General features: G+C 34.2%; 14 protein-coding genes and 3 pseudogenes. 7 read left to right on the top strand and 10 right to left on the bottom strand.

Annotation, left to right across the window (positions count from 1 at the left end):
• Nucleotides 1-25: 25 nt before the first annotated feature.
• Nucleotides 26-943 carry an intracellular short-chain-length polyhydroxyalkanoate depolymerase gene (gene phaZ / locus B5P40_RS21990; protein WP_113709867.1) on the bottom strand — a complete coding sequence of 306 codons (918 nt, stop codon included), beginning with the start codon at nucleotides 941-943 and terminating at the stop codon, nucleotides 26-28.
• A gap of 173 nt (nucleotides 944-1,116) precedes the next feature.
• On the opposite strand from phaZ, the gene B5P40_RS21985 reads away from it, so the two are divergent.
• From B5P40_RS21985 to B5P40_RS21970, 4 genes are all read left to right on the top strand, one after another.
• Entirely contained in the window at nucleotides 1,117-1,536 is a 420-nt protein-coding gene (locus B5P40_RS21985; protein ID WP_002033056.1) for a MarR family winged helix-turn-helix transcriptional regulator, read from the top strand.
• Between the two features lie 15 nt (nucleotides 1,537-1,551).
• Nucleotides 1,552-2,751: an MFS transporter gene (locus tag B5P40_RS21980; protein WP_002128166.1), complete on the top strand. Its 1,200-nt coding sequence runs from the start codon at nucleotides 1,552-1,554 to the stop codon at nucleotides 2,749-2,751.
• A gap of 99 nt (nucleotides 2,752-2,850) precedes the next feature.
• The gene (locus B5P40_RS21975) at nucleotides 2,851-4,110 is read left to right on the top strand and encodes a serine hydrolase domain-containing protein (RefSeq protein ID WP_113709866.1); all 1,260 of its coding nucleotides are present in this window, start codon (nucleotides 2,851-2,853) and stop codon (nucleotides 4,108-4,110) included.
• A 159-nt stretch (nucleotides 4,111-4,269) separates the two neighbouring features.
• A complete protein-coding gene (locus tag B5P40_RS21970) occupies nucleotides 4,270-4,641 on the top strand; it encodes a cupredoxin domain-containing protein (RefSeq protein WP_002084529.1) in 372 nt (123 codons plus the stop codon).
• A 449-nt stretch (nucleotides 4,642-5,090) separates the two neighbouring features.
• On the opposite strand, the gene B5P40_RS21965 is transcribed toward B5P40_RS21970, so the two are convergent.
• The 3 genes from B5P40_RS21965 to B5P40_RS21955 form a co-directional block, all read right to left on the bottom strand.
• Entirely contained in the window at nucleotides 5,091-6,179 is a 1,089-nt protein-coding gene (locus B5P40_RS21965) for a saccharopine dehydrogenase NADP-binding domain-containing protein (RefSeq protein WP_002013823.1), read from the bottom strand.
• A 120-nt stretch (nucleotides 6,180-6,299) separates the two neighbouring features.
• Nucleotides 6,300-6,611, bottom strand: coding sequence for an ArsR/SmtB family transcription factor (locus B5P40_RS21960; protein ID WP_002013825.1), 312 nt, complete (start codon nucleotides 6,609-6,611; stop codon nucleotides 6,300-6,302).
• Between the two features lie 65 nt (nucleotides 6,612-6,676).
• On the bottom strand, nucleotides 6,677-6,871 hold the full coding sequence (locus B5P40_RS21955) for a hypothetical protein (RefSeq protein ID WP_002128171.1): 195 nt from the start codon (nucleotides 6,869-6,871) through the stop codon (nucleotides 6,677-6,679).
• A 399-nt stretch (nucleotides 6,872-7,270) separates the two neighbouring features.
• On the opposite strand from B5P40_RS21955, the gene B5P40_RS21950 reads away from it, so the two are divergent.
• Nucleotides 7,271-7,546, top strand: coding sequence for a hypothetical protein (locus B5P40_RS21950; RefSeq protein WP_002165394.1), 276 nt, complete (start codon nucleotides 7,271-7,273; stop codon nucleotides 7,544-7,546).
• Nucleotides 7,547-7,901: 355 nt separating this feature from the next.
• Here the strand turns inward: B5P40_RS21950 and B5P40_RS21945 are convergent, their stop codons facing one another.
• The 5 genes and pseudogenes from B5P40_RS21945 to B5P40_RS21920 form a co-directional block, all read right to left on the bottom strand.
• Complete coding sequence (locus tag B5P40_RS21945) at nucleotides 7,902-8,135, bottom strand: hypothetical protein (RefSeq protein ID WP_002131164.1); 234 nt, start codon at nucleotides 8,133-8,135, stop codon at nucleotides 7,902-7,904.
• A 265-nt stretch (nucleotides 8,136-8,400) separates the two neighbouring features.
• Nucleotides 8,401-8,547, bottom strand: coding sequence for a BC1881 family protein (locus tag B5P40_RS21940; RefSeq protein WP_000738549.1), 147 nt, complete (start codon nucleotides 8,545-8,547; stop codon nucleotides 8,401-8,403).
• 551 nt (nucleotides 8,548-9,098) lie between these two features.
• Nucleotides 9,099-9,560, bottom strand: coding sequence for a CarD family transcriptional regulator (locus B5P40_RS21930; protein ID WP_002131165.1), 462 nt, complete (start codon nucleotides 9,558-9,560; stop codon nucleotides 9,099-9,101).
• Between the two features lie 217 nt (nucleotides 9,561-9,777).
• Nucleotides 9,778-10,221: pseudogene (locus B5P40_RS21925) on the bottom strand (acyl-ACP desaturase); the annotation flags it as partial.
• Nucleotides 10,222-10,512: 291 nt separating this feature from the next.
• On the bottom strand, nucleotides 10,513-11,406 hold the full coding sequence (locus tag B5P40_RS21920) for a DMT family transporter (protein WP_419762245.1): 894 nt from the start codon (nucleotides 11,404-11,406) through the stop codon (nucleotides 10,513-10,515).
• A gap of 131 nt (nucleotides 11,407-11,537) precedes the next feature.
• Between B5P40_RS21920 and pdxR the strand changes: the two genes are divergently transcribed.
• Together pdxR and B5P40_RS21910 are read left to right on the top strand one after the other, a co-directional pair.
• A complete protein-coding gene (gene pdxR / locus B5P40_RS21915; protein ID WP_002017132.1) occupies nucleotides 11,538-12,938 on the top strand; it encodes a MocR-like pyridoxine biosynthesis transcription factor PdxR in 1,401 nt (466 codons plus the stop codon).
• A 290-nt stretch (nucleotides 12,939-13,228) separates the two neighbouring features.
• Nucleotides 13,229-13,627 (top strand): annotated as a pseudogene (locus B5P40_RS21910) (IS4 family transposase); the annotation flags it as partial.
• Here the strand turns inward: B5P40_RS21910 and B5P40_RS21905 are convergent.
• A pseudogene (locus B5P40_RS21905) lies at nucleotides 13,590-14,018 on the bottom strand (alpha/beta fold hydrolase); the annotation flags it as partial. The pseudogenes B5P40_RS21910 and B5P40_RS21905 overlap by 38 nt on opposite strands.
• Nucleotides 14,019-14,184 lie beyond the last annotated feature (166 nt).

Raw genomic sequence — 14,184 nt, 5'->3', positions numbered from 1 at the left:
ATATGCAAGTTTTATATTTCGGGAATTATTTATTGTCTAACCAATCCTCTACATGTTTTATAAATACATCTAAACAATCTATAAACGGTGAGTGTCCGCAATCTTCTAATATCTTCAACTCTGCATTTGGCAAATGTTTTGCTAATTCCTCACCGACTACTTGCGGTACGACGTAATCTCTGTCACCTTGTATGACGAGTGTTGGAGCTTTAATATGATGAATTTGCTTATTTCCCTCTACAACCCCGTTATGTTCATCCGAAATATTAAATGTAATGAGCGCATAATTCACATCTACGAAATTACGTTGCGTTAACATATCATCTAAATACTTTTCATAACGATCCGGTTCAGGTTGATTATGTGTATATATTAATAGATTCCATACTGTACGGTAATATAATTTATTCATATTTTTTATCGCATCTAGCACTGGAGCAATTTGTACGGGATCTTGTGCGATTTCGTCTTTCGTCTTTACTAAACTTGATACGATCGGTTGCCCGTTAATATCTTTTTTAAAAATTGGATATCCCTTCATTCCCACTGATTCTACTAAAATCAACTTTTCGACAAATGTTGGATGATTCGCTGTAAATTGCATCGCAACACCACCGCCCATTGACCAGCCCATTAATGAAAATTTTTCTAGTTTTAATTGATCGATAAATAGTTTTACATCTCTTGCAAAGTCTTGTAATGAATCTATCGATTGATTATATGTTGATTGGCCAAATCCTCTTAAATCAAGAGCGTAAATATGGTATTGATCTTGCAACTTTTCAATAACTAAATCCCAGTGTTGTGACGATGTCATATTCCCATGAATGAGTACGAGCATTTCTTCATTTTGCCTTCCAACTTCTTGATACGCAATCGTTTCTCCGTTCGATAGTGAAACAAACTCCATTGTTGCAGGCTTAATCATCACAAGTTCCCCCATTCTTTTAGTAGAAAGAAAATTCTTTACTTAATTAAAGAATACCATGTAGAATGTACGTTCTCAATATAAAATCCACACGAAATTTCCACATAAAACAACATGTCTATTACTAGACAAGTAAAATAAAAAGGTATATAGTTAGCTAGGTAACTAATTTGAAAGGATCAAAATACATGGACGAAAAACAACATTTTTTCCACATTGTCAGTCAAACTTCTCGTAAGTTTACGAAGAAATTTAATGAACGTGTATCTCCAACAGGATTATTTAGTGCGCAATGGGCTGTTATTTTCCGCATTAATCAAACTGGATCTTGTACCCAAACAGAATTATGTCAATATTTAAATGTTGAATCACCAACGATGACTCGTACGTTAACACGTATGGAAACGATGGGCTGGATTATTCGTACTGAAGGAAAAGATCGCCGTGAAAAGTTGATTTCATTATCTGATACTGCACTAAAAATGATTCCAGTATGGCAAGAAGAAGTTGATTCCTTTGAAGAAAAGACGCTAGAAGGTATTAAAGAAGAAGACTTACATGAAGCTTTTCAATTGTTACAACAAATCATCAAAAATTTAGATCATTAATATGGAGGGATGACGATGCAAAGTGAAAAACTTTGGACGAAGGATTTCCTCGGAACTTGTTTTAGTAGTCTGTTTCTCTTTTTAACATTTTACATGCTTATGACTACTCTGCCTGTCTATGTTATAGACAGCCTAAAAGGAAAACCTGAGGAAATTGGTTTAGTTGCAACTGTTTTTCTTATTTCATCTGTTTTATGTAGACCATTCACAGGAAAATGGCTCGATGATTTAGGAAGAAAGAAAATATTATTTATTTCACTTTCACTATTTTTAGCCGCTACTGTTATGTATTTCGGTACGCAAAGTTTATTTTTATTACTTGCCCTTCGCTTCTTACATGGTATTGGATTCGGAATGGCAACAACAGCAACTGGAACAATTGTAACTGATGTAGCACCAGCTCATAGACGCGGCGAAGCACTTGCTTATTACGGCGTATTTATGAGTCTACCGATGGTAATTGGTCCTTTTTTAGGTTTAACAATTATTTCTCATTTTTCATTTACTGTACTATTTATCGTTTGTTCAGTATTTTCATTACTCGCATTTTTATTAGGATTACTAGTCAATATTCCGCATGAAGCACCAGTAAACAAACAAAAACGAGAAAAAATGAAATGGAAAGACTTAATTGAACCATCTTCTATTCCAATCGCTCTGACAGGATTTGTTTTAGCCTTTTCTTATAGTGGCATTTTATCCTTTATTCCTATTTATGCGAAAGAGCTCGGTTTAAGCGAAATTGCAAGTTACTTCTTTATTTTATACGCACTTGTTGTGGTCATTTCTCGTCCATTTACAGGGAAAATATTTGATCGTTTCGGTGAGAATGTACTTATTTATCCCGCTATTATTATTTTCACAATTGGGATGTTCATTTTAAGCCAAGCGCAAACTTCATTTTGGTTCCTTGGCGCAGGTATGTTAATCGGTTTAGGATACGGAACATTAATTCCAAGTTTCCAAACGATTGCAATTTCTGCCGCTCCAAACCATCGACGTGGTTCTGCGACAGCTACTTACTACTCGTTCTTTGATAGTGGCATTGGCTTCGGTTCTTTCATTTTAGGTATAGTCGCTGCCAAATCAAGTTATCATAATATGTATTTTATCGCAGCTATTATCGTTGCGTTCACTTTACTTCTATATTATGGATTACACGGACGAAAACAAAAATTCAAGAAACAAAGTACAGACGGACAAATATCTGCTTAACGTTCATAAGGAAAGTAAACTTACCCGTTTACTTTCCTTATTTTGTATTTATTTTAAGACGAGCGTATACTTATAATAGAAACTAAAGGAGGTACCTATATGAATGTAAAGAAATCTCCCCTGCTATTACTGTTACTAGTATTACTATTCGTAGTTACAGGGCTTGGGTTTACTTTTTTTAAAAATAATAAAACGACCCCCACTAAAGCAAATGTCACAAAAGAAAACTGGTTGGACGATCCTTACTTACGCTGGTCGTATACACATATGAAAGAATTCACTTTAATAAATGAAGTAAAAAACATCCCTGACCAAGTTGCTCCCTTCCCTACCGCGTTACAAAACTTAGACGATTTTGCTGTGGAGCGTAGATTTGGAAATACGACTCCTCTAAAAAAACTTTTAGACGAAAACAAAACAGATGCTTTTGTCGTTGTACATAATGGTCAACTTGTTTATGAACGATATTTCAATGGATATAACGAGAGTGAACCTCATGGAATGGCATCATTAGCAAAGGTGTTTACTGGTGCAATCATACAATCTCTCGCTGAAGAAAATCTTATTGATGTAGAGAAAACAGCTGACACTTACATAAAAGAATTAAAAAATACACCGTTTGGAAAAGCAACACTTCAGCAATTACTGGACATGCAAGTTTCCGCTGAATACCCTACTCACGGATATATGCAGCTAGGACTAGAAAATCAAGATGCACAACTATATTTAGCTAGTAATATTTTACCCCGAGGTAAAAATTACGAGGGTCCTATGAAAATTTATGATATGTTACTAGAAGCAGAAGAAACTGCACCACCTGGTTCAGCTTTTTCTTACAATAACGGATCAACTGAAACACTCGCTTGGATTATCCGAACGATTACAGGGAAATCGTTAGCTGAAAATGTAAGCGAGCGAATTTGGTCTCACATTGGTATGGAAGAAGACGCTTATTACGTTACAGATGAAACAAAAGTAGAACAAGCAAGCGCTGGCTTAAATGCAACTGCTAGAGATATGGCGAGGTTCGGACAATTACTATTAAATAATGGTCAATATAGCGGAAAACAAATCGTCCCTTTTTCTATTACAGAAAGTGTGAAAAATGTACAAGAAGGTGAGCTCGCAATTGGTCATGGTGCTTCCATTTCTTATCATAATCAATGGTGGATTCCGCACAATGAACAAGGTGCTTTCGAAGTGTTAGGCAGTTACGGACAAACTCTTTACATCGATCCGAAAGCAAGCATGGTAATCGTCCACTTCTCTTCTAACGCTGCGCCTAGTAATGAAATCCATTCGGTTTATTCCGATATGTATATTGATATTGCACATCATTTGGAGAAGCTTCCACAGTAGTGGAGGCTTTTTTTATTTACCCAAATCCTATTCCAGTTAGTACTTGATTAGTAGGAGTTGCCGAAAGAATTACTATTTAAGCCACGCCTAAACCCCATTTATATTGATAATATTTTAGTAATTTGAAAACACTAGTGCTTAGGAAAGGAGGGATTACGAATGTCTGTGAAAAAGCTATTAACTGGATTAATCATTTCACTTGCGATGATTGTAGTTATGACTACTTTAGGTTCGCTCCGTGTATTTGCCGAATCCGACGTTGTGAGACAGCCTATTGAGGTTGAATTGAATGATGATTACTTTAATCCGAGTATCATCACTGTTCCGGTTGGGAAAACGACGACGTTGCTATTGAAAAACAAAGGAAATAGAGAACATACCTTTACGGTGAAAAAACTCGGAATTGACGCCGAAGTCCCGTCAGGAAAAGAAATAACAATTACCGTAAAACCTGAAACTCCCGGTACATATGAACTAATATGTCGGTTCCACTACTTGAAAGGAATGGATGGAAAAGTAATAGTCCAATAACGAGCGGTACCGGTCGATCCTTACTTTTTTTATAAAGTGAAACTTAAATTCGCGGGGGTGTCCCTCCCCCGCACATTATGAGCTCTCACTAATCAGTTTTTTACTGGTAGCATAAAATCGTTACGCTGTCGTAGCGTACGAAATTTGTGTTTGGTTGGTGCTATCCCATTGCTATCAAGCTAATATTTTATAGTACCCCCAGAACGAAATTTTGTATTAACTTGTAACAAAAAAGCTTATTTTTTTGTTTTGAGATATTTGCTTTTCTTAGCTTGATGGTGATGTGGTGCTACCCCATGTCCATCAACTTAAGAATTTTATAACACCGCAAAAAGAGAGAATGTACATTTTCTCATGAAGATGCATATTCTCTCTTTTTGGATATATTTGTATTTCTTAACTTGATAGCCATATGTGTACTAGGGGTCACACGAATAGAACGGTACCTTTTATATATTTTCTGTCGTAATATTAACTCCATATTCTCTATAAAAGTCTAAAATTGCACATGCATTCACACCCAAATCTAATAGATTTTCTGGAAAGTAAATTTTAGAATCCAGAACCACAATATCAGATGTTTGTAGAATATTCTCTGCTTGGACAGCTGCTCCTAAAGCAGTAAGATGTGTCTGTCCTAACGGATCTGATATGTTCACACATCGTCTATGCAATACACCAGTAGCATCATAACCTTTAAGGTGAATAACTATGTTATGTGCACTTCCCCTTCCGGGTTTATAGAGAATATTTTTCCGTAAATTGGTAAATTTTTCTCCGCTAATCATTTTCCAAATCCCTGTATTCACCAGAGAAACCAGTCCATATGTAGAGATTTTACTATCAAAAGCAATACGAAAGTTAGTCGAAACAGCATGAATTGATTCTGGCAGGGTTACGTGATCGGGAGTATCCAAACGATAACATTTGGTTATATAACCGTTGGGAAAGCGGACTTTGATTGGATTAGTCATTGGATAAGCCTGTCGCATTCCCTCTCGAGCTTTGACTTCAAACGGAATAGTTAACCGGTCCATATACGCTGTTGAATTTGGTCCTGCTTTGTCTTGAAGAGAATATAGTGCGTTGATATCAACCGTAACCTCTTGAAGATCTTTTGAATAAATTTTAGAAAAAAGGGCTGCTGTCCCCCCCATCCACCCTGAAGCTAATACAACAGGGGATTGCACCTCAACATTTTTTAATCGATCAATAGAACTCTTAAAACGTTCAGTCCAACGAGTAATGTCAACCAATGGAATTTTTTTTCGAACTGCAGATAGGAGTAGTCTATCTTGAGGATCATTAACCGCATTAACAACTAATGTGAAATTATCATCCAAATTTCTTAAGGGATCATCTGTTGTGTTGTCTACCTTGACTATTTTTACTCTCTCTGATTCAAAAGGTAACGCTTTCCCTAAGGTTCTTCCTCCTAATCTAATTTCCAAATCAGGATGTCGATCATGTAAAATTCGAGCAATTTGACCACCAACAACTCCATACCCACCAACAATTAATACTGTTTTTTTATTCATCTGAAACCTCCATTTTAATTAGTATGAGATTATAAGTTTAAATGATTAAAAGCTTAAACCTTTTAACATATTATCGCTAAAAAAAGGGACAAAAGGTGTCCCTAAACTATAAATGAGTACCTAGTTCTTACATTCATCTTCAACTAAAGAAACAAGTTCTTTTAAAAGATTTATTGTTTCATTAAATTCAAGACAATAATACATTTCAGTGCCTTTTTTCTGAACTTGAAGTAACCCTGATTGTTTCAATATTTTCAAATGATGAGATACAGTAGGTCTTGACATGGGAATATTCTCCGCAATTTGCGTCACATTCAAGCTATCTTTATCAATTAAAAGTGATACAATTTGCTGACGAGTTGGATCTCCCAACCCTTGAAAACATGGTCTTAAATTTTCTAAAATATGCATTACTTTATCATTACAGTTCATTTCGCTAACATTACCTTCCGTTTAAGAATTTAATCATTTAAACGTATTATAAATTACATTACTATCTAATGCAATAAAGAAGTAGCACCAACTTTAAGTATAAATATAGAAAGTTTCATAAACAGCCATTTTCGATTTTCCAGATTTGTAAGAATGGCGGGTCTTTTTTCTGTAACAATTTCCAAATCCATTCCAGCTACAACCAGGGCAAACCCATGAAATTCACGAAGCCTATATCGGATTGTATCAAAAGCTTCCAACTCAAGTGATCCTGCTTTTCCTGTTTATCCTCCTACAGAAAAACGGGCGAAAATCTCATCGATATGAGAAGAATACAGTCTTTGATATATTAGGTGTCGTTTACAATTGTGCCATGTCTGATAATCAAGCGGCTTAATTCAAAAAAATGAAACCCGTTAGGGTTTATTTCGTATGCAAATCTTTAAGTTCCCTACACGTAGCCTTTAGAAAAAAGAAACAACCTCTACTATAATTGACGTTGTATAATCTTAGCTTGATAGCGATGTGGCGGTACCCCATGGCCATCAAGCTAAGTTTGTTTGAGGAGATGTACGAGACAGGTGTGAATTTAGGGGAATCCAATATTTTCTATTCAAATATGATAGAATAGAAGTATATCCAAAACGGAGGAACAACAAATGAACTCAAACACAAAACAGTTTATTTATGATATCCAGCAAAGAAAAAACAATTATATGGAAAATGTATTAAAGGCAATACAACACCCTAAAAAAGAGCAATCTGAACAGGTCATTCAAAATATAGTAGAGAAGATGGATATGATGATCAGTTTAGTTACTACTTACATGGTTATTGAATCAGAATCTATGAAAGAATTAAAAGAGCTTCAGGAAGAAATTATTCATGCGCAAGCATATATTCAAAAACGAAAATTTGAAGAAACACAGAGATAAAACCCTGTGTTTTTATTTGGTCGTCTATGACGCCAATCTATTATAAATCAAATTAAGGGATTAGGTACACTTACCATATTTTGTTCACTAAAGTCATTTCCCTCCAAACAACTCATTCTATAAGACTCCTTTCTAACTTACATTCTTTCTCTCACTATATGATATAAATCCTATAAATATGCTAGAAGGATAATTCATTATATGAACGAAAATAACATTTTAATAAGTTACGTTTTCTATTCCTAAATTACTAAAAAATTATTTATATACGATTCTTTTTTACTAGTTAATAGGTAATGATATAGGGATACTTTGCATGTACATCTAGGTTGTTCCTTTCAGGCTATGTATCATTTTAAATACGCCCTTTATTAGAATAGTGCTCATACTTTTTTTGAGATTCTTTCGTAATACGTGCGTTAAGTAAAATTGCTAACAACAAAAACACTCCATATGTTCCCCCTGTAGCTCCTATGATAACCACACTACTACAAACAAGTACAATTAGTAGGAGCAACGAAACTAAATAAATATGTTCATAGTTCTTTGACATCTTCTCGTATTTTATGCGTTCTTTCCTTGCATCCATCTAAATTCCTCCTTTACATTATCCATTTCACTATCAAATAAATCTCGCCCTTAAAAGGGAAACAATATATCTTTTTAAATAATTAGCTTGTTTTTTTATCAACTAATTTATATAACGTAAAAAGAAATCCTACCAATATTAAGCTTTCCACCATGATAATCCCGACCCTCTCCTTCCGTTTTAACTCCAACACATCAGATAAAAGTAGCAAACAAAAAGGATCCTCCCTTCTTTTAAAGGCTGATCCTTTTCTTCATGCATTCAACTATTCTTGATTAATTAGAATAACAGCTGGTCCATCTACACGAATTCCACCAACTTCGATTTTTTCATAAGGCTCAACTGTAATAGAAATGACCCCTTCCCGCTTCTTTAATTCATTACTTAATTCTTTTGTTAACATTTTTTTCATGTGTGCACTCCTTCTTACTGCTTAATTTATTATTGTTATGTAAATGAAATTAAAAATGGTTTCCTGGTCTGGAAACCATTTTTTGTAGTTGACCATATGGTGTTACCAGTTCGTTTATCAATTTTACGTAAAGAAGAGATAAACAATTACCTATTCACTGTCTCAGTAGATGTAAGGAACTCTTAAAGAGATAGCGGTGAGATCGATTGTTTTTTCTTCTAGAAATAATGACTTAGATAATATATTACCTAAAACAATGAAAGCCCTACCTCTCTTTCATCCTTACGGATCCTTGTCCGTGCCAGTGTGAATCAGGATTTCAAAAATCAAGTGACTATTTGATCGCGTTATTTGATGAAACTTCGAACGCTCGTAAAAGAAATTTAAAAATAAAAATGGATTAGATTGAAGTAATAACAAAAGAGGTTTCTACTCAAAAAGTGAGTTGAAGAAGTTGAATGTCTTTGAAATGATTTACTTTTAATAATAATCATATTCCCGAAAAATTCAGGATATTTTCGGGGTATGTAATACATTATCTATAATGAATCTTAACAGAAACTTTTTATTTGATTTTCAGTGATCCCTTTAATTAATCCTAGTTCACTAATCAAAAATTCATGTGCGTTATCCAACATTTTTTTTTCGCTTGTATTCAGTGCTTTTTCTTTCTTCATACGTATTAAATCACGTACAACTTCGGCACCTTCTTGTATTTCACCCGTTTTTATTTTGTCCGTGTTCACTTTATACCTTTGTTTCCACGGTAATAATCTATCTGATTCTCCATGCTGAAAAATGTGTATAATGTGTTTTAATGCAAGTATATCAGTAACTGGGCGTATACTCGAACTTAATATTTTCCCCATAGGAATCATGACTTGCATATTACTGATTGACATTTTTATAACATAATACTGTTGCTTTTTTCCTGAGAATTCTTTTTCTTCTATGGCTTCAATTATACCTGCTCCGTGCATTGGATAAACAATGTTATCGCCAATTTGAAACATATAATCCACCTCCATATATGGTAACCTTCTTAACCTTAACATATATGTTGTTTTTTATCAAATATTTTATAATATCATAAAATCGTTTTTGTAGTCAACTACTTTTTTGGTAAAAATTAAATTAAGTAAAAAACACCCCCAAAACAATAGGGAGTGTGTCAGATTCCCCATAAAGGGAAGGGGAATTTCCCCACTTATATTCTGAAATCTCTACTCATTAACATAGATCAGTTTTCCCTTGAAAACGACCAAATCGCTCCCGTATTTTTTTCAATCTTGTGTGGTACTCCATAATCTCAATTCTTGCTTTTTCAGCTAGAGGTGCAATTGGTCGTAAGTCTTTTAAACCCCAATAATCAACCACTACATCAAGTACTGGATGTAATGGTCCATAATTCGCTTCTTTTGCAATCACAGCCATTCTATTTTCAAAATCAGGCATGACAGCACCTGGCATTTTAAAATTTCTAATTATATTGGCAATATGATAGCAATAGTTAAGTTCCAATTCCAAATGTGTTCAAATGAAGTCTCGATAAAAAGCATAATGAAGGGTCTCATCTTTGGCAAGGCGGCGTAATAATGTAGCAAGATCTGGATCATGCTTACTTGCAATCTTAGCGACATTATTGTAAAACACCATCGTTGCAAGTTCTTGTAGTTATATAAAATAAAAAGGCCTCCTAGGGAATAGGTGGCCTTTTTACTTCAAAAAAAAGACTAGCAGTATATACTAGTCTTCTAAATGAGGTACCGCCACACCGCTATCAACCTAAGAAATCAATCACCCCCAAAACGAAAAAAACGAGTTGAATTCACATAAATAACTGTAGAAAAGTAAAAATTCCGTTTAGGGGGTACTTCAAGACTTTAGCATGATGGGCATGTATAGTGCCCCCTAATAAATAACCATGTTCCGCTTCCAACCATTATCAACACTAAATTCTGATTTTTAACTAGTCTTTTTTATCCGTAATTCTATATTTTGATATTTTGTTCCAAATCCTAAAACAATAGCAGCTCCAATACAACTTGAAAGACAGCCAGCAAATAAATATACAGATAAATCTGATTCGCCAATTATCACAGAAGCTATTCCTCCAATTACAGGGAAAAGTGCTACCATATAACCACTTTTTGCCCCTCCAATTCTATCTACAAGTTTCAAATAGAATAACCATGCTGCAAAAGAAGCAATTAGGGTTAAGTATAGTAAAGCAGATAAGTATGAAATAGATGTTGGAAAGACTAGTTTTTCTCCTTGAAGTAATACAATCGCTCCTATCAATACACTTCCTGCTGTAAAGCCAATTGAATTTGCATATACGGGATTAACCTTATATTTTGAATTTCTTGCAGAGCTAGCATCTCCTATCGCTGTAAGAATAGTACCTAGAATAGCCATCATAATTCCTTTTACATCATCAAATCCTTTAAAACTGTTTATATTCGGATAGATAAGAATACATACGCCTAGCACTCCTAGAATTCCTCCAATTAAAACACGAGAATGTAGCTTCTCTTTCAAAAAAATTCGAAGGGCAATTGGAGTTAAAATAACTTTCAATGAAAAAATCAAAGTTACGATAGCGGCAGAACTCATTATAGTAGCATAATAGAGACATAGGTAACTCAATGCAAAATTGCAAATGCCAAATAAAACGACAAATGGAATATCTTTTCTATTAGGTTTTCCATTAGGTTTAATAAACCATATGAGAACTAAAAATAAGATTGCCGTTAGAACTAAACGGTATAATAACGAGAGTTCTAGACTAACTGGTGTACCTTGAATCTTAACTACAATAAAATTAAGTCCCCAAACAATTAAACAAAATAAATACATAATTTTAACCAACTTATCATCATTCCTCTTAAAAAATATTGTATGAATTCCTATACTTAATACTAATCTTTACTGTCATTTGTAAAAGGTACAGTTTATAATAATTTAAAATGACAGTTGGGGTGTATTAAGTGAAAGAACTCATTTTTAATATAGATCAGAGTGGTAATGTTCCAATGTATCAGCAAATATATGTTTATATACGGATGCAAATATTATCAGGAAAAATTACCTATGATACAAAACTACCTTCTATTCGACAATTAGCAGAACTTTTAAATGTAAGTAGAAATACTACACAAGTGGCTTATGAACAACTTCTAGCAGAAGGTTATATACGAAGTGAAAATAAAAAGGGCTATTTTGTACAGGCAAATATGTCTAATCAAGTACTTACATATGAGCCTACTGTAGTAACTCCTAGAGGAAGACAAAAAGATATAAGAAAAACCATTGATTTTAAAATTGGTACGGTGGACAGGGAGAACTTTCCTATTGCAAAGTGGAGAAGCCTAACAAATAAAGTCTTAATGGATCCTATCATGTATTCCTACGGGGAAAAACAAGGGGACATGTTGTTAAGGACAGCTATATCAGATTATCTGTTTCAATCAAGAGGTGTAAGTGCTGTTAATAAGCAAATACTGATTGGTAGCAGTACACAACATTTGTTATTGATTTTGACCCTTCTTTTAAAAAAAGAATTTCATCGGATAGCTGTAGAAGACCCTGGTTACAATGGAGCAAGGGAACTTTTTTCCTTACAGTCATTCTCCGTTGAACCTATAGCTGTTATTGAAAATGGCCTTGACGTTGATCAATTGTGTACAACAGACACAAGATTGGTATACGTTACACCAACTCATCATTTTCCATATGGATTAACGATGCCTGTTAGTGAAAGGTTACAACTCATTAACTGGGCTGAACAGGTTAATGGATATATTATTGAGGATGATTACGATAGTGAATTTCGTTATATTCATCAACCTGTCCCCTCTTTACATAGTATAGATTCTAATGATAGAACTGTGTATTTAAGCACATTTTCTAAAGCATTATTACCCTCAATCCGTGTAAGTTACATGGTATTACCTAAACGATTACTTCCTACGTATGAGAAAATTGGGCCTTTACTAGAACAAACTGCTTCTTCTGTTCATCAAAGAACGCTAGCCTACTTTATATCAGAGGGATATTGGTATGCACATTTAAGGAAAATGAAAACTCTTTATAAACGTAAAATAAAAGTACTATGCGAAGAGATCAATAAGCATTTTAAAAACAATATAAAAATCAAGGGTTACTACTCTGGTATTTATGTAGTTATTGAAGTCAAAACTCAAATGAGCGAGAAAGATTTGATAAATAAAGCATTTAGCAATGGCGTTACTGTTTATCCATGCTCTCAATATTTTGTTAAAAAAGCACCTAAATATCCACATATTCAATTAGGTTTAGGAAACTTAAGTGAACATGAGATTACTGAAGGTATCTGTAAATTAGCAAATATATGGCTTGAAAAAAATTAAAGTTAAATGAAGTAAACGATCCTGTTACTGGAGGTATATTTAGAGATTATGGTCAAGAAGCAAGCACATTGTTTCAAAAACTAGATAATCAAAAAAGATTTTTTGAAAAATAATTTTTTTGAAGAGTCTTCTCAAATTAATGTTGAGTTTATATTAGGGTACCATACATGCCCATCAACTTAAGATTTTGAAGTACCCCGTCGCTATCCAGCTAATAAAAAGAAATATCCTCAAAATGAAAAAAATACGCTATTCTTTCTGTAGAATCATAGGAAAGGATGGCGTTTTTTATGTCTGTTTCTGTATCTGACGAATTACAACTATTCGCTCAAGAGATTCAAAGTTTTTTATCTCCAAATACCTTACGGGATCTTGCTAGAGATGTTGGTTTTGTACAACGAACCAGTAAGTACCAAGCAAAAGATTTAGTAGCTTTATGTGTATGGGTGAGCCAAAATGTAGCTATGACTTCTTTAACTCAGTTATCTAGCTGTTTAGAAGCATCAACAGAAGTACTCATCAGTCCTGAGGGACTGAATCAACGGTTTAATAAGGCGGCCGTCCAACTTTTACAACACCTACTAGCCGAACTACTAAGCAAAAAATTGGCCACATCTATGCCAATTTCTTCTCCATACACTTCTGTTTTCAAGCGTATTCGTATTTTAGATTCAACGGCGTATCTTCTGTACCGTGGATAACCAAAGTAGGTATATTAATTTCTTTTAACTTCCCCTCATAAGAATCATCGCCTTTAAGAAGTGAGTGATTAAACATACTGAGTAGGTTATTTGCTCGTTTTATTTCTTTTTCTACCTGCTTATAAGCCCTCTTCTCATCGAACTTATGCTTTGAACCACAGAGTAACACTGATCCTGTAACCAAGTAATTTGCAACAGATTCTTCATCCGACCAATTTAGTTTGGCCCCATTAGCATGGTAAGTGAGTATCTTCTCATCGATCGGAGGCAAATTCCGTTTGTTGTCTTCAGAGCCAAAAATACTTGATGCAATCAAAGTTATACTTAGAACTCGCTGAGGGTTCCTCAAGGCTACAATTTGAGCAATCATTCCACCCATTAGAAAAAGCAGGACAATAATATTAAATTGGCTTCCATTCGCAGGAGTTTAAGCCTTGTATTTATGACTATTTGGTTAAGCAATCGATATGTTGTGCTGAAACGTCAATATATTTAAAAAAGGATCTCTCTTGATAAAGAGAGATCCTTTTCTTATTTCTTCTTTT

Source organism: Bacillus sp. SRB_8 (assembly GCF_003264205.1).
GTDB classification, from domain to species: domain Bacteria; phylum Bacillota; class Bacilli; order Bacillales; family Bacillaceae_G; genus Bacillus_A; species Bacillus_A mycoides.
This window is presented reverse-complemented; position numbering and strand designations above follow the sequence as displayed.

What these genes read in the sequence shown, in the direction of transcription:
- B5P40_RS21975 (WP_113709866.1), top strand. Translation starts at nt 2,851, where the DNA reads ATGAATGTAAAGAAATCTCCCCTGCTATTACTGTTACTAGTATTACTA.
- B5P40_RS21985 (WP_002033056.1), top strand. Translation starts at nt 1,117, where the DNA reads ATGGACGAAAAACAACATTTTTTCCACATTGTCAGTCAAACTTCTCGT.
- B5P40_RS21950 (WP_002165394.1), top strand. Translation starts at nt 7,271, where the DNA reads ATGAACTCAAACACAAAACAGTTTATTTATGATATCCAGCAAAGAAAA.
- B5P40_RS21920 (WP_419762245.1), bottom strand. Translation starts at nt 11,406, where the DNA reads ATGTATTTATTTTGTTTAATTGTTTGGGGACTTAATTTTATTGTAGTT.
- B5P40_RS21965 (WP_002013823.1), bottom strand. Translation starts at nt 6,179, where the DNA reads ATGAATAAAAAAACAGTATTAATTGTTGGTGGGTATGGAGTTGTTGGT.
- B5P40_RS21940 (WP_000738549.1), bottom strand. Translation starts at nt 8,547, where the DNA reads ATGAAAAAAATGTTAACAAAAGAATTAAGTAATGAATTAAAGAAGCGG.
- B5P40_RS21930 (WP_002131165.1), bottom strand. Translation starts at nt 9,560, where the DNA reads ATGTTTCAAATTGGCGATAACATTGTTTATCCAATGCACGGAGCAGGT.
- B5P40_RS21960 (WP_002013825.1), bottom strand. Translation starts at nt 6,611, where the DNA reads ATGAACTGTAATGATAAAGTAATGCATATTTTAGAAAATTTAAGACCA.
- B5P40_RS21945 (WP_002131164.1), bottom strand. Translation starts at nt 8,135, where the DNA reads ATGGATGCAAGGAAAGAACGCATAAAATACGAGAAGATGTCAAAGAAC.
- B5P40_RS21970 (WP_002084529.1), top strand. Translation starts at nt 4,270, where the DNA reads ATGTCTGTGAAAAAGCTATTAACTGGATTAATCATTTCACTTGCGATG.
- phaZ (WP_113709867.1), bottom strand. Translation starts at nt 943, where the DNA reads ATGGGGGAACTTGTGATGATTAAGCCTGCAACAATGGAGTTTGTTTCA.
- B5P40_RS21980 (WP_002128166.1), top strand. Translation starts at nt 1,552, where the DNA reads ATGCAAAGTGAAAAACTTTGGACGAAGGATTTCCTCGGAACTTGTTTT.